The sequence below is a fragment of the [Flexibacter] sp. ATCC 35208 genome, assembly GCF_001975825.1.
Taxonomy (GTDB): Bacteria; Bacteroidota; Bacteroidia; order Chitinophagales; family Chitinophagaceae; genus Chitinophaga.
Genome location: NZ_MTKN01000023.1, coordinates 21,164 through 41,220, shown reverse-complemented (window position 1 = coordinate 41,220; position 20,057 = coordinate 21,164). Strand labels below are relative to the sequence as shown.

The following is a 20,057-nucleotide window of genomic DNA, read 5'->3' as shown; positions in this document are numbered from 1 at the left end:
CAATAGAATGTGCAATGAATTTTTATACTAGAAAATGGGTAAAACCGGAGGATTTAAATGCTCACGGTTCTTTGTTCGGCGGTAGTTTATTATCCTGGATCGATGAAGAGGCCGCCATATACGCCATCATCCAGTTAGGTACCAACCGTTGTGTGACTAAGTACATGTCTGAAATCAATTTCATCAGCTCCGCCAAGCAGGGGGATATCCTGGAATTAGGTATCAAGGCAGTGCACTTTGGTAACACCTCTCTGACCCTTACCTGCGAAGCCCGTAACAAAATTACCAAGAAGAGCATCCTGACCATCGATAAGATGGTATTTGTGAGTGTAGATGAGAATGGTAAACCACTGGCACACGGCAAGACGGAGATTACCTATACCGACGAGCGCCTGCGCGAATAATACCCGCGTATTTTACAATTTCATAATCGTTACTAACTTGTAGAAGATCATCCTTTTACAGGATGAAAAGTCTGCTGACTTTACTATTCAAATAGAAAAGAAGGTGAATCATCCCACTCTGAAGCATCGCATACTGAATGCTGAAAATACTTCTTCATAAGTGTATTGAATATTCTCATGCTTATCTGCCATTGCAATGGCATACAGCATGGGAATATAATGATCTGTGGTAGGAACTGCTTTCAAGGCGATCTTACCCAGATTATTATAGTAAAACAAACTACCGAAATCCCGTTCGTCAATTCGCTTTTTTACCCATTCATCGAACTCAATCGCCCATGAATAAGGTTTCGCTTTGAAAAATCCCTTTTCAAGGTTATGTACAATATTGCCACTCCCAATGATCAGTACACCTTTTTCCCGCAGCGGTTTCAGGTACTGCGCCAGTTTCCAGTGGTAATCCAGTCGTTGTGCCATGGGGATACTTAACTCCATCACCGGTACATCCATCTCAGGCGCCATGTGTCGCAATACTGAAAATGCACCGTGGTCCATATCCGTACTTTCGTCCACGGTCACCTGCGGCACTTTATCTTTAAAGGCGGTGGCACCGTATACGCTGTAGTAAGGGCAATTGAAATGTCCGGGTACTTTCAGGTAAGATTCTTCGGCGGTGAGGTAATGTGCCGAAATCACCATGATGGCTGTGGGCTTGCGGGGGAGTTCTTTCCCCATTTTGGCGAGGGCCTGCGTAAAAGGATTATCCCGGAAAGCATTCTCAGGATCGCCATGTCCTACAAAAAATACAGGCATTTTCTCCGTTGGCTGGAACATACCTGGCAGGTTCAGCGCCTTTTCTATCTGTGAAGAGTAAGGCAAAAATGGCAGCAATGCTGCCATTTTGATAAATGATTTCCGATGCACTGTTCTATTATAATTTCGTCTGTTTGAGCTTTACCGGATGAGCGCTCTTTGCACGCATTTTCAGATTTAATAATTCGATAAATACGGAGAACGCCATCGCAAAGTAAATATACCCCTTTGGAATGTGCTGATCAAATGCTTCTGCCAGTAATGACACACCGATGAGTAGCAGGAAGGACAGTGCCAGCATTTTCACGGTAGGATGTATGTTCACAAATTTACTGATCCCTTCTGATGCCAGCAGCATAATACCGACAGCAATGATCACGGCCGCGATCATAATTTCAATATGATCTGCCATGCCCACAGCGGTGATCACAGAATCCAGGGAGAAGACAATATCCAGGAGTAAGATCTGGATGATCGTCTGTGAAAAACTGGTTACTTTAGGCGTATTGGTAGTATGCTCTCCGCCTTCCAGTTTCTCATGAATTTCTGATGTGCTTTTGTAAATCAAAAAGAGACCACCAATGAGCAGAATGAGATCCCTGCCAGAGATTTCCGCCATTTCCAGCCACTTAGGATTTTGAATGCCAATCCAGTTACCCGGATTGAAAAGCGGGGCTGTCAATGACATGATCCAGCTGATAGACATCAATAAGCCAATGCGGATAAACATGGCCAGGGTCAAACCCAGCCTCCGGGCTTTTTTTTGTTGTTCTTCCGGCAGCTTGCCGGCAAGGATAGAAATAAATACAATGTTGTCTATACCCAAAACAATTTCGAGTACGCTTAAGGTTAACAGGCTGATAAGAGAATCAACTGTAAACAAATTTTCCATGACAGTAGGTTTAATTTAGTTCGCAGGGGCAAGATAGGTCAGAAAAAAATCAGTTTACCGAAGGCGTATTGATTTTTTTTGCAATCTCTTCACTGCACCCGATTCTCCATCAAAAAGAATTATTTTAGTATTGTAACCCGTTGTTAACTTATGAGTATAAAAGTAATCGCATTCGATGCAGACGATACACTCTGGGTCAATGAACCCTATTTTCGTGAAACAGAGAACGAGTTCTGCCAACTAATGGAAGCCTACCTGCCCCAGCACACTGTAGCCAGGGAACTGTTGCACACAGAAATCAAGAACCTCACCCTTTATGGGTATGGTATCAAAGGATTCATGCTTTCCATGATTGAGACAGCTCTTACTGTCAGCAATAATACCATCGACATCACTGCCGTTGACAAGATCATCACCTATGGCAAGGCGTTATTGGCACGCCCTATCGTAGTACTGGATGGTGTGGAAGAAGTATTGCAATCACTAAAAGGTGATTATCGGCTGGTAGTAGCTACCAAGGGAGACCTGCTGGACCAGGAACGGAAACTTAAAAACTCCGGCCTGGATCATTACTTCCACCATGTAGAAGTAATGTCCGAAAAGCAACCGAAGGACTATAAGAAGTTATTGAAACACCTGGACATCCAGCCAGAACAATTCCTGATGATAGGCAATAGTCTGAAGTCGGATGTACTGCCGGTACTGGATTTAGGTGGTCATGCTATCCATATTCCTTTTCACACTACCTGGGCGCATGAACATATAGATGTGCACATAGACAGCCCTAACTTCAGGCAGGTGGAACAGATACTGGATATATTGCCAATGTTTATTTCACCGCCCAGCGAAATTTCCTGATACCGATTCCGGCAAAAACGACCGCATAGATCAGGCAGAACGCCAGCGCCTGGGTACTAATCATATCCCAGTGTCCTGGCTGCATGCCTGTACTGATGATCGCCTTCACTGTTCCATAAGGTGACCAGATGGACACCGTTTTAAATTTATCACCCAGTGTACCCAGTTCACCCAGCATACCTACCATGATAAACACAAAGTAGATCATCCTGGTAGCGCCATTCACTGACTCTGGATTGGTGATAAGCCCCGTGATCAGTTGGCCGAGACTCAGGTAAACAGCACCACCTATCAAAGCGGTAAAGAAGGTGACCACATAACCCTGTGTAGAAATCGTGATGCCATCAAAATAATAACCACTCACGAAAATTAGGATCGTTAACACAAAGATCATCATGAGCTGCACGAGCAACTTGCTGGCCATAATCAATGCAGGGTTAAAAGGGGCGACCCGTAGCCGCTGGAACACGCCTTTGTCCCTGTCGCGGGTTATGGTGGCTGAGTAGCCCATGAGGCCAATGGAGATCAAACCTAAAGTGAGGCAGGTACTTAATACGAAGTAAGGGCCGATTTTGGCAACTGCATTTTTCCAGCAGAAGAGGATAAATACAGGGATCAGCAGGACCATGAAAACCGCTCTGCGGTTACGCCATTGAATAAGAAGGTCTGCTTTGAATAAGGCTTTGAAAACATTAGTAGAAGAAGGTAGCATATAAAAGAATATTTTGTTTCATTTAAAAGCCGGCCGCAGGCCACGCCTCGGGTCTGACCAAAAAGATTATCCCCTCTCGGGTAGGTGATGGAGCCGAAATTGCTTTTACGCAATTCTGAACGCCTTCGTTTTACTTTTTAGTCAGGCCCGAATATTTCTAAAATCTAACCGCCCGTCCGGTCAGGGCAATAAATACATCCTCGAGTGTAATCTTCCCTTTCCTTGATACACTCACCACCTCCGGATCATCCCTATATTTCTCTATCAACCCCTCTGGCGTATCAATCGTCAACACCCTTCCATGATCAATAATTGCCAATCTATCACACACTGCCTCTGCCTCCTCCATACTATGTGTAGTCAACACCACCCCATTCCCGTTTTCCCTGATAGCCTCTATCTTCTCCCACAGGTTTCTCCTCGATTGTGGGTCCAGCCCTGTCGTTGGTTCATCCAGCAACACCAGTTTAGGATTGTGAATAGTAGTAATAAGCAAACTCACCCTTTGTTGCTGTCCTCCTGACAATTCAGACATTTTCTTATGGGGAGGTATTTCTCCCAGCTTTTCCAACCGTGGTTCCACCCCATATAATCCTGCATACAAACTAACGATCTCCGCCACTGTCAGCTCCGGTTGAAAACTGGTGCTTTGCAGTTGTACCCCCATATTAGCTTTTGCAAGCAGCGGCTGCTGTCGTATATCATAACCGGCTATATGGACCTGCCCGGATTGTGGACGAAGTAAACCTTCAATCGCGCTAAGTGTACTGGTTTTCCCGGCCCCATTCGGACCGAGCAACCCAAAGATTTCACCTGCCTTTACATCGAACGAAACATCCTGTACGGCGTGCAGGGAACCATACCTGACATTAAGCCCGGATACGGTGAGGATACTGTTTTCCATGAGAGTGAATTATTAAACAAATATGCTATTGTTCCGGTAAAAGCACAATAGAAGGGAGGTTAATACGACTAATATTGCCGGTGAAAATAGGGTTAACTTCGGTAAACATTATATTTTTACCGCTTATTTTTCTACCTTACCTCCTCACGTTATTATTGTACTCAAGTCTCAACGAATGAAAATCAATTTCCTCGCGGGTTGTACCCTTGCCGTATTATCCATACTCCCGGCAAGGGCCCACATCTCTCCACACGCGGCTTCCTATCATCCCCCCGTGTACACCACCCTACCTCTTGGTAGCATCAAGCCAGCCGGTTGGCTCCGCCACCAGCTCCTCATCATGCGGGACGGCTCCACAGGTCACCTGGACGAATACTATGCTAAATTAAAAAACGACAATGGCTGGCTCGGCGGCAAAGGCGACGGCTGGGAAGAAACGCCCTACTGGCTTGACGGCGCCCTTCCCCTCGCTTATCTCCTTGACGACAAAGCATTAAAAGAAAAAGTTCTCCGCTACGTCAACTGGACCCTCGACCACCAGCGCCCCAGCGGCTACTTCGGCCCCCTTACCGGTGCTGAAAGAGAAAAACACATCAGCGTAGAAGTTGCCAACGCCAACGACGGCGACGACTGGTGGCCCAAAATGGTCATGCTCAAAGTACTGCAACAATACTACTCCGCCACCGGCGATCAGCGTGTCATCACCTTCATGACCAAATACTTCCAGTACCAGCAGAAAGCCCTCGACATTGCCCCCATTGGCAAATGGACTGACTGGGCAGCTTCCAGAGGTGCGGACAATGTAATGATAGCCCAATGGCTCTACAGCATCACCAAAGATCCCTCCCTCTTACAACTGGCAGACAAGATCGAACAGCAATCCTTTCCCTGGACCCGCTGGATGGGTGGCCATGAATGGGTGATCAGCACCACCACCTATGCCCACATGGGAAACTGGATGAACCGCCACGGTGTGAACGTAGCCATGGCCCTGAAATCGCCCGCTATCAACTACCAGCGTACCGGCGATCCGCAGGACTTACAGGCACTCCACACCGGCTGGCATGACCTCATGACCGTTCATGGTCTGCCCATGGGCATCTTCAGCGGCGATGAAGACCTGAATGGTAATGAACCTACTCAGGGCATTGAGCTCTGCGCCATCGTAGAAGCCATGTACTCATTGGAAAACATCATCTCCATCACCGGCGATGTTCACTACATGGATGCATTGGAAAAAATGGCCTTCAACGCCCTGCCTACGCAGACAACGGATGACTATAATAACAAACAATACTTTCAGGTAGCCAACCAGGTACAGATCAGCAAAGGCGTATTCGATTTCTCCCTGCCTTTTAGCAGAGAAATGTGTAACGTACTCGGTCCCAGAAGCGGCTATACCTGCTGCCTTGCAAATATGCATCAGGGCTGGACAAAGTTCACTGCTCAACTCTGGTACAGCACACCAGACAACGGCATTGCCGCCCTGTCTTATGCACCTAATGACCTGACCACCAAAGTTGGCGCAGCGCAAACGGAAGTGACGATACATGAAGCCACTACCTATCCTTTCAATGATGAGATCAGCTTCACGCTCTCATTGAAAAAAGCAGCGAGCTTCCCATTACAGTTACGCATCCCTGCATGGTGTAAAGAAGCTACCATTCTCCTGAATGGACAGCCACTCCGAAAGGACACAGGCAATCAGGTGATCACCATCAACCGTAGCTGGAAAAACAACGACAAACTGGTATTACAATTACCAATGGATATCACCACTACCGTATGGGGCCGACATTCCCGCGCCATAGAAAGAGGCCCACTGGTATACGCCCTGAAACTGAATGAAAGATGGGAGAAAGCGACGGACGAAGTAGAAGGCGAATACTTCAGTGTATATCCTACAGACAAATGGAACTATGCGCTGATCAGGGACAATGTGGATAAACCTGCTGCTCATTTTAAAGCAGCTGTGGTAAAACAGGTAGACGACCAGTTCGTATGGAATCTGGCACATGCTCCTGTCACCATCACCGTACCGGCCAAATCCATCCCTTCCTGGAAAGAACTGAATGGTGTGGCCTTTCAGCCACCTACCGACAGGGAAGGTATTTACAAAGGAAAAGTAGACAATACAGTACAGGATATTACGCTCGTGCCTTATGGTTGTACCAAAGTACGCATTGTAGCTTTCCCTGTAGTGCCATAAATCACAAAAAAAACAGAAACCTTGCAACGTATTTTATTTTGCCTGCTATGTTGCCTGCCCGGTTTCCTGTATGCACAGGTCAACTGGTCAGGTAGCTGGATCACGAATACCACAGATACCACTATCACAAAAGCACCTTTTTTCAGGAAAGTATTTCATACGGGTAAGCCATTGCAAAGTGCAGTCGCTTACGTATCCGGTGTAGGGTATCATGTGTTGTATGTAAACGGAAAACCTGTCACCGATGCCGTGCTGGAACAGGGCTATACCCGCTATGACAAAAGATTGCTGTACAACACCTACGACATTACCGCCCTGTTGGCTAATGGAGACAACGTCGTAGCAGCAGAACTGGGAAATGGTTGGTACAATGTACAATCCCATGCAGTATGGGAATTTCACAAAGCACCGTGGCGCAATACACCCCGCATGCTCATCAACATCCTGCTCACCTACAAAGATGGTAGTAAAGAAACCATCGTTACGGATCGCAGCTGGAAGTGCACCACCGGACCTAGCCAGTACAACAACCTGTACACCGGCGAAATCTACGATGCCCGGGCAGAACTACCGGGCTGGAACAAGCTGGGGTACAATGATGCCAGCTGGCAGACCGCCCTTGAAACCCATTCTCCCGGTGGTGTACTGGTGCCACAGGAAATGCCTTCTATTAAGATCATCAGGCGTATCAAACCTGTAAGTGTAAAACAGGTAGATAAGGATGAATATCTCTTCGATATGGGTCAGAACTTTGCCGGCGTTGTGACCCTAAAAGTAAAAGGTACAGCAGGTACTAAAGTGACCCTTTCCTACAGAGAGGTATTGAAAGATGGTAAAATAGACCTTGCTCATAACACAGAACACATGCGTAGCTGGCCGGGTGAACTGCCTTTCCAGACAGATGTGTATATCTTAAAAGGGAACGGTGGTATCGAAACTTTCACACCACAATTCACCTATCATGGCTTTCAGTATGTATCAGTAAAAACTGATGCAAAACTGGATAAGAACGCCATCGAAGGCTTATTCTACAGTACAGACTTTGAAGAAGCCGGTCATTTCACCAGCTCTGATCCTATGATCAATAAGCTGTACGAAGCAGCCCGTCAATCTTACAGAAGCAATTTCCTCAGTATTCCTACCGACTGTCCGCAGCGTGAAAAGAACGGCTGGACGGCTGATGCGCATATCTCCGCAGAAATCGGTCTGTGGAATTACAAATCTGCACCGGGTTATCGCAAGTGGCTGAATGACATCCGGGATGCGCAGACACCGGATGGATCTATTCCAGGTATCGTTCCTTCCAATGGCTGGGGCTATGACCGCAAGGACTTTACCTTTGGTCCGGCATGGGGTAGTGCACTGCCCATCATCACCTGGTATTTATACCTCTATGAAGGCGACACCGCTGCGATAAGAGAGAACTACGATGCGATCAAAAAATACACTGACCTGCTCACCAGCGAAGCGCAGAACCATATCTTCAAAATGGGCCTGGGCGACTGGATGTCATTGGTAGAAACCCCCGTGCCATTTACATCTACAGCTTGTTATTACACCGACGCGGTGCTGGTGTCTAAAATGGCACGTGTATTAGGTAAAGACGAAGATGTGACTGCATATACTGCACTGGCAGAAAAGATCAGTGCTGCTTTCAACAAGGAATATTATAATACGCAGACCATGCAGTACAATGTGACTACTGCCACGGCTCTCAGTACCACTGTATACCACGGGCTGGTGCCTGAGCCTGCGTTGACTAAAACAGTAGAGCAACTGGCAAAGAAGATCACAGACAACCATTATCATGCTGATTTCGGCGTATTAGGTACCAAATATGTGCTGCCTTCACTCAGTGATAACGGACATGTAGAACTGGCTATGAAAATGCTGACAGATACAGGTTATGCAGGTTGGGCACACTGGATTGCAAACGGTGCCACTTCCTTGTTCGAAGACTGGCCGGGGGAATTCTCACACAATCATATCTTCTTTGGAGACTATTGTGCTTGGTTCTACAAAACATTGGCGGGTATCCGTCCGGATGAAACAGCGCCCGGGTTTAAGCATTTCTTTATTCAACCCTCATTTGTGTCTCAGCTCACTTTTGCAAAGGCTGATTATCAATGCCGCTATGGTAAGATCGTCTCTTCCTGGAAGCGGAATGGGAAACAGGTGATGTTGGAAGTGGAAGTACCCGCAAATACAACCGCGACATTAAAATTACCAGGTAAGAAAGATCAACTTTTACAACCGGGAAAACATAAGCTAACTATATAAAAAAAAGGGTGTAGCACCAGCTACACCCTTTTAAAACAAGTGCTATAACCCTATTTAAATGGATGTGAATAGAAAAACAGATCCGGTTTCTTCCCCTCACTGATCGTCAGGTACCCCTTATTATCCACGCTAATCGTTACCGCTTCTCCTTGTTTTTCACGCACATATGGCAATAAGGTTGCCGGCCGGGCCATCGTCATTTCGATAGCTTCATTGCCTTTACGTCGCCAGTAATAAATATGTGATTCGTCTTTGATAACAATGTGTTCTCCATTCTGCGAAATGTCGCCGGCTGTAATCCAGGTGTAGGGTAAGGTCAGTACCTTTTCCAGCGTCACCTGTTGCTGATCTTTAAAATTGAAGTATTGTGCTGGTACCTTATACAGGCTCACCTGTTTTTCTCTTTTGCTTACAACATAAATACATTTTCCAATCGGATCAATCATTAGTGACTCTGCATCTCTGGCGCCATCAGGAAACCTGATAAAGAGCGCATCCGCATGCACAGATGTTTTATCACCCGGTACGGTCAAAAAATCCGGAAAACGGTAGATCTGCATATCTATGTTCAACGCGTGGTTATTGCCGATATCTCCAACATATACATAGTGTTTGCCGCCGGGGCCAATATTCTCTGCAATATCCTCCCAATCCCTGTTCACTGCCCCTTTCAATTTTACACTGCTGACCAGCTTCCCCTTGCTATTCAGCAGGTATACTTCATTCTTTCCACCACTGTCATTGTGTGTCCAGAAGTATCCCGGTAGGGTAGCACTGGCTGCCAGACCTGAGGCCTCGTCTAATTTATCAGATTTTACTTTTCCTAACACCTGCGGTGTTTGTGCCATAACAGGCAGATTAATAAGCAGTAATATCCCTAGCATTCTCATACTACGATACTACGAATATTTTCTGAGGATCAGACAAGCCCCGTTTGTAAGGCTACTTTTACCAATCCGGCAGTATTCTTAACCTCCAGTTTATGCAACAGGCTGATGCGGTGGTTTTCCACAGTATGCAGGCTAATGAACAATTTATCGGCTATTTCCTGGTTGGTATGTTCATCAATAATTAATTGTAGCACCTCTTTTTCTCGCCTTGTCAGCAGGGTGTTTTTCTTTTCTGCCTTTTTATTGCGAAACAGGTCGTCAATCAGCAGTTGGTTAAGTGCCGGGGATAAGTATTGACCGCCTTGTTGAACGGTCTCTATAGCCTGTATAATCGTCATATCATCGGCATCTTTCAGCAGGTATCCCATACACCCCAGCTTCAGCATTTTTTTGACCTGCAGAATGATGTCGGTACTGCTCAAAACAAGGATCCGTTGTTGTGGATCGCGTTTCAGAATACTGGCTGCCAGTTCCGGTCCACTGAGGTCCGGCAGTTGCATATCCAGTAGTAACACATCCGGGCGGCGGGTTTGAATACCTTGCAGCAGTGCCTGTCCGCTGGTATAGGTATCTATTACTTCCATATTGGGTACACCGCGCATAATAGTGCGGATACCGTTAGCCACTACGGGGTGATCATCAGCAATCGCTAGTGTTATAGGCATGTCGGGTAGTGTTTTGTAAGATGGTAAATTCAATATGGATACTGGTACCAACTTGCGGTTTACTGTCTATATGCAAGGCGCCGTTCAGTGATTGTACACGCTCACGAATGGTTTTCAGGCCCATGCCGTCTACCCGTCCGTTGTGCGCAGGCATACCGTTGCCATTATCTTCCACAGTAATACAGAGTTGGTTATTATAGGCGGTGATCTGTACGATTGCTTGTGAGGCACCTGCATGTTTGAGAATATTATTCACAAGCTCCTGGATAATGCGGTAGAGCGTTAATTCAAAATCTGCGGCCAGGGCTGGCAGGTCACCATAGCTTTCGAAACTGATATTCAATTCATGCCCTTTGCGAATGCGTTCACAAAATAGGCTGGTAGCAGTATTCAGTCCTTCCTGTAATAGAATTTCAGGCATCAGGTTATGCGCGGTTTTACGTAGTTCACTACTGGCTTCTTCCAGTAGTAATAATACTTCTGTAAAGTCTTCTGTCACATCCATCACGGTATGTTTGCGAAAGATGGAACTGAGGCGGGTACGGATTGTGCCCAGCAAACCGCCCATACCATCGTGCAGATCGCGGGCTATGCGGCTGCGTTCCTTTTCTTCGCCGGTGATCATGGCTTGCAGGTTATTGATGCGCATCTCCTGTCGCAGATTACGGATCTTTTCCAGTTGTAAGATCTGCTTTTGTCTGTTATTCCTGTAAAAGAGAAAGGTAAGCAGTGAGATGCCGATCAGGCCAATAGAAAATCCACCGATGAGCAAATTTTTCGTCCTGATCCTGTTTTCATTCCTGGTGATGGCCAGTTGCTTTTCCGCAATTTCCTTGTTCTTATCAGCAATACGGTATTTCATTTCCAGGTCATACCCCATCTGTAATTTCTCCACTTTGATCAGGCTATCCCGCATGTTGGCGTACAGCTTCCTGTTCAGGGACGCTTTGCGATACTCGCCGGTGGCATCAAAGGCATCGGCGATCAGGTTATGACCATGTGCTACCATGGCATGCGCTATGTGGTGCTCCGTGGCATCCTGCAAGGCAGGGGTTAAGATGGTAATTGCTTTCTGATATTGGTGCTGTAACATATAGGCTTCTCCCAGTGCCAGCTGCGCCATCAATTGCTGACGGTCAAAATAACCATGCTGCCCGGCATTCGCTTTTTGCAGCCAATAGATGGCTTTCTCCGGATCTTTATTTTCCAGATAAGTGAGTGCGATATTGACCATGAGCCCTTCTTTCATGACCATAGACATTCTGCCGGCATTACCCAATTGCATGCTGGTAAACAGGTAGTAAAGGGCAGAGTCGTTTTGCTGAATATTTGTATAATAACCAGCCTTGTAATAATATAGCAGCATCAGGCTGGTTGTATCCTTTCTTTCTTTCGCCCCGATCTCCAGTTCGCGGATGTGCTGAAACACTTCCTGTACATGTAAACTATGTTGTACATCCTCATTCAGGTTGAGCCAGAAGTCCATCAGGCTACAATAGACACGCAATTGTACTTTAGGATCTGATCCTACCTGGTCGAGTGCAGCATATCTATAGTAAGCAGAAGAATCGTACCTGCCTTTGAAAAAATAACTTTGTGAAAGCAAAAGATAATTGTTCACTTTCAGTTCCTTTCCTTTCGGATTGTTTTCACAAAACTGCAATGCGAGTCTGGCAAAGTAGATGGACTTTTCTTTTTCTCCGCTAATGTTGTAACAGGCGCTTAGTCCACCCAGTGCTTTGGCAATTCCATTGCCATATTGCAACAGTCGGGCGTCGGCCAGTAGCGCATAATAAATACGTATAGATGTAGCCAGATGTGTATCCCTGTCAGCAGATGCAATGCGCATCATACTATCCACATAGGCACGTGTGTGCGCCGGGCCAAAAGATTCCACCATTGGGTAATGGCCGGGTTCTCCGTGGCTAGGGATGATACTATCATTAGCTACTACAGTCACTGAATGGCCAGTGAGTAGCAACAGTACGAACAGCAACACCATACGGGCGTATTTGCCGTGGTGCAAATCAAATAGGTCTGGCATATTTCAGCATTAAATGGTGCGATCAAGGCACAGTTATCCCTGGTCTCGAACAGTGTGATTATTACATGGTGTCAAGAATACAATTAAAAAGCAACAGGTTATCGCATGCTATGTCTTTTGTTGTTCGTTCCTACTTTGGTTGATTCCCGAAGTAAGATAATACATTAATAGTGGTTTTCCGCTATTTTCTAATTAAGATGTTTTCCCGGATAAAAAAAGGCTGCGTCTTGAATAATTTTAAGCATTGAAAGAAAGAGCATTACAACCAAAATTTTTAGGAACCAGGATCTAATTACATCATTTATTTAATACTTGTTTATGCTATTACCTCTACATGGTAATCAGACACCGGCATGCCGGAAGGGGATACTATTTATTATTATATTACTGTCATTGTGTTCGGGTGTGATGGCTGCGCCATTGCAGCGCGATTCTCTGCCTGCCGCCGCCAGAGGGAAGGTGATGGATGCGGAAGAAAAGATTCCTTTACCCAATGTATCTATCGAAAACTTATCTACTCATAAAGGAACTGTAACCACGGTAGCAGGTGAATTCGCTATTGCTGCAAGACCGGGGGACAGTCTTCGCTTTTCCTTTCTGGGCAAGCAACCCAAAGTATTACTCTTTAGCGGACAAGCAATACTGAATGTAGTACTGAGTCATCGGGAAGGCGTGCTCAATGAAGTGGTCGTAACAGGTTTTCAGAATATTAATAAGCAAAAATTCGCCGGTGCTGCGGTAACATTGAAAGCCGATGACGTAAGACTTGAAGGCGTGGCCGATGTGAGCCGTATGCTGGAAGGCCGTGCTGCCGGTGTATCTATCCAAAACGTATCCGGCACTTTTGGTACAGCGCCCAAAGTACGTATTCGTGGTGTGACCTCTATTAATGGAGACAACAAACCACTGTGGGTAATAGATGGAGTAGTACTTGAAGACGTGGTGAATATTTCCAACGATCAGCTATCTTCCGGCGATCCAAATACCCTCATGGGCTCTGCAGTAGCGGGTCTCAATGCCAACGATATCGAGAGTTTCGACATCCTCAAGGATGCAGCGGCTACAGCTTTGTATGGTGCAAGGGCCATGAACGGCGTAGTCGTGATCACCACCAAAAAGGGAAAGGCAGGCAAACCCACTATTGCTTATAGTAGTAGTCTGAGCACCCAGCTGAAACCTACCTATGGCGATTATGATATTATGAACTCTGCCCGCCAGATCTCCGTACTGGCTGAACTGGATAGAAAAGGCATCCTGAAATCAGATATCCTGTCCAAAGCAGACTATGGTGTGTATGGCAAAATGTATGAGTCTGTGCAGGGCGATGAAAATGGAAATGTAGACCTGCTGAATACCCCCGAAGCCCGTAAGGCATACCTGATGCGATATGGCAAAGCCAATACGGACTGGTACGACATCCTGTTCCGTAACAACTTCATGCAGGATCATTCCATCAGCATCTCGTCCGGTACAGATCGTTCTCAATCTTATTTCTCCACCAGTTATTATGGTGATAACGGATGGACGGTTGCAGATAAAGTGCACCGTTACACCCTGAACTTCAGGAACAACTATAAATTATCTGATAGGGTGACGGCTGGTTTCTCTACAGTTGGATCTGTAAGACAACAGCGTGCCCCCGGTGCGCTCACCCGATCCAGCAACCCTGTAGAAGGACAGTACGACCGCGACTTTGATATCAACCCATTCAGTTATGCACTGAATACCAGTCGTACACTTACAGCGTACGATCAGAATGGCCAGCTGGAATACTTCCATCGTAATTATACCGACTTCAATATTATCAACGAACTACGTAATAATTACCTCTCCCTCAATATGATGGACCTGCGCCTGCAGGGAGATATCGGCTGGAAGATCTCCGATCACCTGAAGTATGAATTCGTAGGTGCCCTGCGCTATGTGAAATCATCCAGAGAACACGAAATCACCGAAAATGCAAACATGGCCAATGCCTACAGAGCAGCAGGTAACTCTACGATCAAAGCGGCTAACAAATTTCTCTACACCGATCCAGACAATCCTGATGCAGAACCACAGGTAGTACTGCCGGCAGGTGGTTTTTACAACCGCAACGAAGACCAGCTCATGAATTATGATTTTCGTAACTCACTTCATTATAATACTGCTTTTAACGAAATTCACAACCTCGATGTACTGGTGGGGCAGCAGGTAAAATATGCTGACAGACAAAATGCAAATAGCACTGGTTATGGTTATCAGTATGACAATGGTGGTGTTCCCTATATAGATTATCGTATACTGAAACAAACGATCGAGAGCAACTTTCCTTACTATGGAATGAGCAAAGACTATGACCGCTTTGCCGCATTCTTTGGTACGGCTAACTATGCCTATGGCGATAAGTACAGCTTGACCGGCAATGTGCGTTATGATGGCTCAAATCGCCTGGGATCTTCTTCCAGTGCACGCTGGCTGCCTACCTGGAGCTTTGGTGGTAAATGGAATGTAGACAGGGAATCATTTATGCAACCACTCTCATGGATCGATTACCTCTCGCTCCGTGCAAGCTATGGTTTGACTGCAAGTATGGGACCGGCTACCAATTCTAACATTGTATACCAAACGATCAATACCAACCGCCCTCATCTGAATGAAGTGGAGTCAGTGATCAAACTGGCACACCTGCAAAACAAAGAACTGACCTGGGAAAAACTGTATACCACCAATGTCGGTGTCGATGTGAGCTTCATAGACAGAAGATTAAGCCTGGCACTGGACGCATATAGCCGTAAGAGCTTTGACCTGATCAGTGTGATCAAAACTTCCGGTATCGGTGGCGAAACAATGAAAGCAGCCAACTATGCAGACATGACTTCAAAAGGTATTGAAGCCAGCATCAGTGGTGAAATCGTTCGCCAGAAAGACTTTGGATGGAGAACGACTTTCAACTTCACCTATAGTCCCAACAAAATTACCAATGCAAAGAATCAGCCCATCATCTTCGACCTCGTAAGTGCCGAAGGTGGGAATGTACAGGGGCATCCCGTACGTAGCCTCTTCTCTATCCAGTACAAAGGGCTGGATCCTAAAACCGGGGTGCCTTCTTTCGTAGATGAAAGTGGTGGCACATCTACAGATGTATACCTGCAAAGCGATTCTACCGCTTACCTGAAATATGAAGGTCCCGTAGATCCGCCTACGTATGGTGGCTGGTCTAACAGCTTCAGATATAAAAACCTTTCACTGAACATCTTCTTCTCTTATCAGTGGGGCAATAAGATCCGGTTGTATCCTGCATTTAAAACTTCATATACTGACTTCGATGCAATGCCCAATGAGTTTTATGAACGTTGGTTAATGCCACAGGACGAAAGCAAGACAACAGTGCCTTCTATCGTGGATGCATTTGAGAAGACCCTGATCTCTGGTTCCTATCCTTATAACAACTATAACTATTCAACTGAGCGGGTAGCCAGTGGCGATTTTATCAGGTTGAAATCCATTTCCCTGACCTATAGCCTGCCTGCGGATATGATAAAGCGTACGGGCCTGAAAAGCCTGGTGCTGACTGGTGCTGCTACGAACCTGTGGCTGCTGTATTCCGACAAAAAACTGAGAGGGCAGGATCCTGAATTCTTTAACACAGGTGGTGTGGCCCAACCAATTCAAAGACAGCTGACTCTTTCCATCAAAGCAGGTATTTAAAAAAAGACATTATGCGCAAGTATATATTAATAGCCGTGGTGCCTGTATTGCTGGCCGGTTGTAACAAGTTTCTGGACAAGGCTCCTGATAGCACATGGACATCGCTGGATACACCTGAAAAGGTAAGTCAGCTGCTCGGTACGGCTTATCCACAATCCAACTACATGACCTTCTGTGAATCTATGTCGGACAATGTAGCGGACAAAGGAACCGGTACAGACGAGAAACCGAATCGTGATTCCTATTATTTCCAGGATGTGGCCAGTACGGAAGATGATTCTCCGGAGGCTTACTGGCGCGCTGCTTACACTGCCATTGCCGCTGCTAACAATGCACTGGTAGCCTGTAACAATGCCAAAGACTCCGCAGCCTATAGCCGCCAGAAGGGTGAAGCATTGGTATGCCGTGCATATGCACATTTCATGCTGGTCACCTTTTTCTCCAAAGCATATGATGCCACAACTGCCGCTACCGATGCGGGTATTCCGTACGTAACAGAACCGGAAGATGTGGTGATGAAACAATATGAACGCAAGACAGTTGCATATGTGTACGAACAAATAGAAAAAGATCTGCTGGCAGGGCTACCGTTGATTCGTGATGACAGGTACAATGTACCACGCTATCATTTTAACCAGGCCGCCGCCTATGCATTTGCTACACGCTTTTATCTCTATAAAAAGGATTACCAGAAGGTAATTGAATATGCTGCTAAAGTATTCCCTAATGGCGACCTCGCAGATAACATGCGTCAGTGGAATACAGAATATATATACATGACACCTGCAGAGCTTTTCAATATCTACAGCAACTCCTCCGAAAAAGCTAATCTGCTACTGGTAGAAACGCCTTCACTGTATGGCAGGTATTATTACTCTTACCGTTTCGGCATGAACTATACCAAGTACCAGGAAATGCTGGGCGGGAATGTAACGGGTGGCAGCTGGTGCTTTCCCATCTATACCTCCGGCTCTTACAATTACCTGGTGCCAAAGATGACGGAATACTTCGTGAAGGAATCTGTGAATGCCACAATTGGTCAGCCTTATGTAATGGTGCCATTGTTCACCACTGAAGAAGTATTGTTCAACAGGGCAGAAGCGAATGCTTACCTCGGTAATAACACCGCTGCACTGGCAGACCTGAACCTCTATGCCAGCAAGCGCATCGTGAATTATGATGCAACTACCTACGGCATTGCAGTAGCTGACCTGCGCTCCTATTATGGTGTGACCAGCAATCAGGATGCCCTGATCAATGGTGTGATCGACTTTAAGCGCGTGGAATATATACAGGAAGGTATGCGCTGGTTTGACCTGATGCGATACAATATACCTGTGACCCATACAACCATCACAGGCGAAACAATGACACTGGCCGCCGATGACCTGCGCCGGGTATTACAGATACCGGCATCTGCCAAAACATCCGGTATTGCACTTAATCCTAGATAATACAACGATACATGCAACATAAAACATATTGCTGGTTGCTGGCCATTTTACTACTGGCTGCCTGCTCTAAAAAAGATGACCTGAGTGGTATAGAAGATATATCAGGTCTGGGTGGAGATACCTGGACACAAACACAGCTGGACACATGGTTGTACGATACCCTGGTCGTGCCCTACAACATAGAAGTGCGGTACAAATGGGATCAGTTCGAATTTGAACTGGACAAGACACTGGTACCACCCGATGAGAGTATGGTGATCCCTTCTATGGAAGCCGTGAAGAAAGTGTGGATAGATACCTATGTGGCCGAAGCCGGATCTACCTTCTTTATCCGCTACAGCCCCAAGTTTATCATCCTTTGTGGTAGCGCCAGCTGGAATACGGAGAGTGGTACGGTTACGCTGGGTACAGCCGAAGGAGGAAGGAAGATCGTACTGTACAATATCAACAACTTCCGCACAAAAGAAAGCGATGGCTATCAGCCCAGTGACTCAGAAAATGTGAAGCAGATCTTTCATGTAATAGAACACGAATTCGGACATATCCTGCACCAGAACATTCTCTATCCGGCTACGTGGAAAGATATCTCTACCGGCCATTATACCTCCAACTGGAACAACGTTTCCGATGCGGATGCGAACAGGGAAGGATTTATCTCCGCCTATGCCATGTCTGGCTATGACGATGATTTTGTAGAAACCATTTCCCTGATGCTGGTGAATGGAAAGGCTGGTTTTGATAATCTGGTGAACAGCATTCCTGAAGGTACCACTACATCCGGCATGACACAGGCACAGGCGCAGGCTGCGCTCAGGGCCAAAGAAACCGCTGTAGTGAATTATTTCAAATCAGCATGGAACATGGATTTCTATAGTCTGCAAACAAGGACCCGTACCGCAGTGGAGCAACTACTCTATTAAACCGAACCAACTATGATGCGCAAATCTTTACTCTATATATGTTTAATCATCTCTGCGTTGAGCGCCTGTCATAAAGCAGAAGATGATGTATTTGGGAATTCCCCCGACAACCGTCTCAATGACACGCTGGCCCGCTATCAGAGCATGCTGACCAGTGCTACACATGGTTGGAAAATGATCATTGCACCTGCCGGCATGGATGGTGGTACATATTCATTTTACATGCAGTTCAACGATTCCAACAGGGTGAAAATGTTAGCTGATTTTGATGCTGTTTCTTCCGTAACCCTGAAGGAAAGCAGTTATCGGCTCAAGGCCCTGCAGCAAACCTGTTTGCTGTTTGACACTTATTCCTATCTGCATGAACTGGCTGATCCGGATGGGGCTGTGAATGGTGGTGTATATGGCGAAGGATTGTATTCTGATTTTGAATTTATACTGGATGGCATTCGTGCAGATACTATTCAGCTCACAGGTCGTTATCATGAAAGCAAGGCATTTCTTGTAGCAGCAACAGCCGCAGAGGAAGCCGCATATCTTGGTACACCACAGAAGAATGATATAGACAGCATCTCCAAATTCCTCACGTATTTCAAACGCCTGACCATAGGTGAGCAGGCATTTGATTTTACCATCAACTTTTCTTCCCGCAATGCAATCGTGAACTGGATCGATGCAGCAGGAGCCTCACATTCAGTAAATATAGGTTTTTATCCTACGCCGGGTGGTATCGCTTTTTATCCCGCTATCACAGTAGGAGATATGGTGATCACTGGTTTCGACAATGTGAAATTCAATGCTGCCAATACGACGTTATCCCTTACAGTGAATGGTACAGCTGCTACGATTGCCGAAACGGCCAAACCACTGGTAGTGGACAAAACGCTGCCTAAAAAATGGTACGACGCCATCGTGGCTACCGGTAGTTATTCTTCAAATTATACAGGTTTCCATGTGAATGGGGTGAATGACGGTTTAGACTTTGCGGCATTGCCAAACTATTACTTCCTGATCTTCTATCCTAAATATGGCGGCGGCAGTTATGACCTGCTGGGTTTTGTAACCCTTGAGTCGGATGGTGCGACACTGTCTTATGCCCCTGCATTCAAGGCGCCCACTTTCACAGATGATGGTCGTATTAAGTTTACTTATTACGGTTTTTTCGGTACTGCTCCTGATGGAGAAACAGCTGTAACTGCTGCCCGAACACTATTTGCCGATACCAATGGCTATTACCTCGTACAAACCACTTCAACCTCCTATGATATGGTGAGTGCCAAAGATGGTAAGACATGGATAACCTGGTATTAATTCATTCATTT

General features: G+C 46.1%; 15 protein-coding genes. 8 read left to right on the top strand and 7 right to left on the bottom strand.

Translation table 11 applies throughout. The features are described from left to right. Window positions 1-14 precede the first annotated feature (14 nt). Window positions 15-404: an acyl-CoA thioesterase gene (locus BW716_RS16105; RefSeq protein WP_083723817.1), complete on the top strand. Its 390-nt coding sequence runs from the start codon at window positions 15-17 to the stop codon at window positions 402-404. 108 nt (window positions 405-512) lie between these two features. Here BW716_RS16105 and BW716_RS16100 read toward each other — a convergent pair whose 3' ends face one another. Both BW716_RS16100 and BW716_RS16095 read right to left on the bottom strand, forming a co-directional pair. Further along, window positions 513-1,304: a dioxygenase gene (locus tag BW716_RS16100; protein ID WP_083723815.1), complete on the bottom strand. Its 792-nt coding sequence runs from the start codon at window positions 1,302-1,304 to the stop codon at window positions 513-515. A gap of 31 nt (window positions 1,305-1,335) precedes the next feature. Next, a complete protein-coding gene (locus tag BW716_RS16095; RefSeq protein WP_083723813.1) occupies window positions 1,336-2,109 on the bottom strand; it encodes a TerC family protein in 774 nt (257 codons plus the stop codon). Window positions 2,110-2,259: 150 nt separating this feature from the next. Here BW716_RS16095 and BW716_RS16090 point away from each other — a divergent pair, with 150 nt between their 5' ends. Further along, entirely contained in the window at window positions 2,260-2,967 is a 708-nt protein-coding gene (locus tag BW716_RS16090) for an HAD family hydrolase (RefSeq protein ID WP_083723811.1), read from the top strand. On the opposite strand, the gene BW716_RS16085 is transcribed toward BW716_RS16090, so the two are convergent. Together BW716_RS16085 and BW716_RS16080 are read right to left on the bottom strand one after the other, a co-directional pair. Beyond that, complete coding sequence (locus BW716_RS16085; RefSeq protein WP_083723809.1) at window positions 2,939-3,679, bottom strand: ABC transporter permease; 741 nt, start codon at window positions 3,677-3,679, stop codon at window positions 2,939-2,941. The genes BW716_RS16090 and BW716_RS16085 overlap by 29 nt on opposite strands. 157 nt (window positions 3,680-3,836) lie before the next feature. Then, window positions 3,837-4,583 (bottom strand): ABC transporter ATP-binding protein, encoded by a 747-nt coding sequence (locus tag BW716_RS16080; protein WP_083723807.1) that lies wholly within the window; start codon window positions 4,581-4,583, stop codon window positions 3,837-3,839. A gap of 175 nt (window positions 4,584-4,758) precedes the next feature. On the opposite strand from BW716_RS16080, the gene BW716_RS16075 reads away from it, so the two are divergent. Both BW716_RS16075 and BW716_RS16070 read left to right on the top strand, forming a co-directional pair. Beyond that, complete coding sequence (locus tag BW716_RS16075) at window positions 4,759-6,792, top strand: beta-L-arabinofuranosidase domain-containing protein (RefSeq protein ID WP_083723805.1); 2,034 nt, start codon at window positions 4,759-4,761, stop codon at window positions 6,790-6,792. Between the two features lie 21 nt (window positions 6,793-6,813). Then, on the top strand, window positions 6,814-9,072 hold the full coding sequence (locus tag BW716_RS16070; protein WP_083723803.1) for a glycoside hydrolase family 78 protein: 2,259 nt from the start codon (window positions 6,814-6,816) through the stop codon (window positions 9,070-9,072). A 50-nt stretch (window positions 9,073-9,122) separates the two neighbouring features. Here BW716_RS16070 and BW716_RS16065 read toward each other — a convergent pair whose 3' ends face one another. The 3 genes from BW716_RS16065 to BW716_RS16055 form a co-directional block, all read right to left on the bottom strand. Next, window positions 9,123-9,920 carry a hypothetical protein gene (locus tag BW716_RS16065; RefSeq protein WP_083723801.1) on the bottom strand — a complete coding sequence of 266 codons (798 nt, stop codon included), beginning with the start codon at window positions 9,918-9,920 and terminating at the stop codon, window positions 9,123-9,125. A gap of 71 nt (window positions 9,921-9,991) precedes the next feature. Beyond that, window positions 9,992-10,627 carry a response regulator transcription factor gene (locus BW716_RS16060; RefSeq protein WP_083723799.1) on the bottom strand — a complete coding sequence of 212 codons (636 nt, stop codon included), beginning with the start codon at window positions 10,625-10,627 and terminating at the stop codon, window positions 9,992-9,994. Beyond that, window positions 10,602-12,671 carry a sensor histidine kinase gene (locus tag BW716_RS16055; protein ID WP_083723797.1) on the bottom strand — a complete coding sequence of 690 codons (2,070 nt, stop codon included), beginning with the start codon at window positions 12,669-12,671 and terminating at the stop codon, window positions 10,602-10,604. The genes BW716_RS16060 and BW716_RS16055 overlap by 26 nt, the downstream gene beginning before the upstream one ends. A gap of 318 nt (window positions 12,672-12,989) precedes the next feature. Between BW716_RS16055 and BW716_RS16050 the strand changes: the two genes are divergently transcribed. The 4 genes from BW716_RS16050 to BW716_RS16035 are packed head-to-tail and all read left to right on the top strand — an operon-like array spanning window position 12,990 to window position 20,046. Beyond that, window positions 12,990-16,361: a SusC/RagA family TonB-linked outer membrane protein gene (locus tag BW716_RS16050; protein WP_083723795.1), complete on the top strand. Its 3,372-nt coding sequence runs from the start codon at window positions 12,990-12,992 to the stop codon at window positions 16,359-16,361. A gap of 11 nt (window positions 16,362-16,372) precedes the next feature. Then, window positions 16,373-17,815 (top strand): RagB/SusD family nutrient uptake outer membrane protein, encoded by a 1,443-nt coding sequence (locus BW716_RS16045; protein ID WP_083723794.1) that lies wholly within the window; start codon window positions 16,373-16,375, stop codon window positions 17,813-17,815. 11 nt (window positions 17,816-17,826) lie between these two features. Continuing rightward, the gene (locus tag BW716_RS16040; protein WP_083723792.1) at window positions 17,827-18,735 is read left to right on the top strand and encodes a putative zinc-binding metallopeptidase; all 909 of its coding nucleotides are present in this window, start codon (window positions 17,827-17,829) and stop codon (window positions 18,733-18,735) included. A 12-nt stretch (window positions 18,736-18,747) separates the two neighbouring features. Further along, window positions 18,748-20,046, top strand: a complete 1,299-nt coding sequence (locus BW716_RS16035; RefSeq protein WP_235643740.1) for a DUF4302 domain-containing protein — start codon at window positions 18,748-18,750, stop codon at window positions 20,044-20,046. The last annotated feature ends 11 nt before the right edge of the window (window positions 20,047-20,057 follow it).

Coding starts and splice junctions, on each gene's coding strand:
- BW716_RS16105 (WP_083723817.1), top strand. CDS start 15: ATGAATTTTTATACTAGAAAATGGGTAAAACCGGAGGATTTAAATGCT.
- BW716_RS16100 (WP_083723815.1), bottom strand. CDS start 1,304: ATGGCAGCATTGCTGCCATTTTTGCCTTACTCTTCACAGATAGAAAAG.
- BW716_RS16095 (WP_083723813.1), bottom strand. CDS start 2,109: ATGGAAAATTTGTTTACAGTTGATTCTCTTATCAGCCTGTTAACCTTA.
- BW716_RS16090 (WP_083723811.1), top strand. CDS start 2,260: ATGAGTATAAAAGTAATCGCATTCGATGCAGACGATACACTCTGGGTC.
- BW716_RS16085 (WP_083723809.1), bottom strand. CDS start 3,679: ATGCTACCTTCTTCTACTAATGTTTTCAAAGCCTTATTCAAAGCAGAC.
- BW716_RS16080 (WP_083723807.1), bottom strand. CDS start 4,583: ATGGAAAACAGTATCCTCACCGTATCCGGGCTTAATGTCAGGTATGGT.
- BW716_RS16075 (WP_083723805.1), top strand. CDS start 4,759: ATGAAAATCAATTTCCTCGCGGGTTGTACCCTTGCCGTATTATCCATA.
- BW716_RS16065 (WP_083723801.1), bottom strand. CDS start 9,920: ATGGCACAAACACCGCAGGTGTTAGGAAAAGTAAAATCTGATAAATTA.
- BW716_RS16060 (WP_083723799.1), bottom strand. CDS start 10,627: ATGCCTATAACACTAGCGATTGCTGATGATCACCCCGTAGTGGCTAAC.
- BW716_RS16055 (WP_083723797.1), bottom strand. CDS start 12,671: ATGCCAGACCTATTTGATTTGCACCACGGCAAATACGCCCGTATGGTG.
- BW716_RS16050 (WP_083723795.1), top strand. CDS start 12,990: ATGCTATTACCTCTACATGGTAATCAGACACCGGCATGCCGGAAGGGG.
- BW716_RS16045 (WP_083723794.1), top strand. CDS start 16,373: ATGCGCAAGTATATATTAATAGCCGTGGTGCCTGTATTGCTGGCCGGT.
- BW716_RS16040 (WP_083723792.1), top strand. CDS start 17,827: ATGCAACATAAAACATATTGCTGGTTGCTGGCCATTTTACTACTGGCT.
- BW716_RS16035 (WP_235643740.1), top strand. CDS start 18,748: ATGATGCGCAAATCTTTACTCTATATATGTTTAATCATCTCTGCGTTG.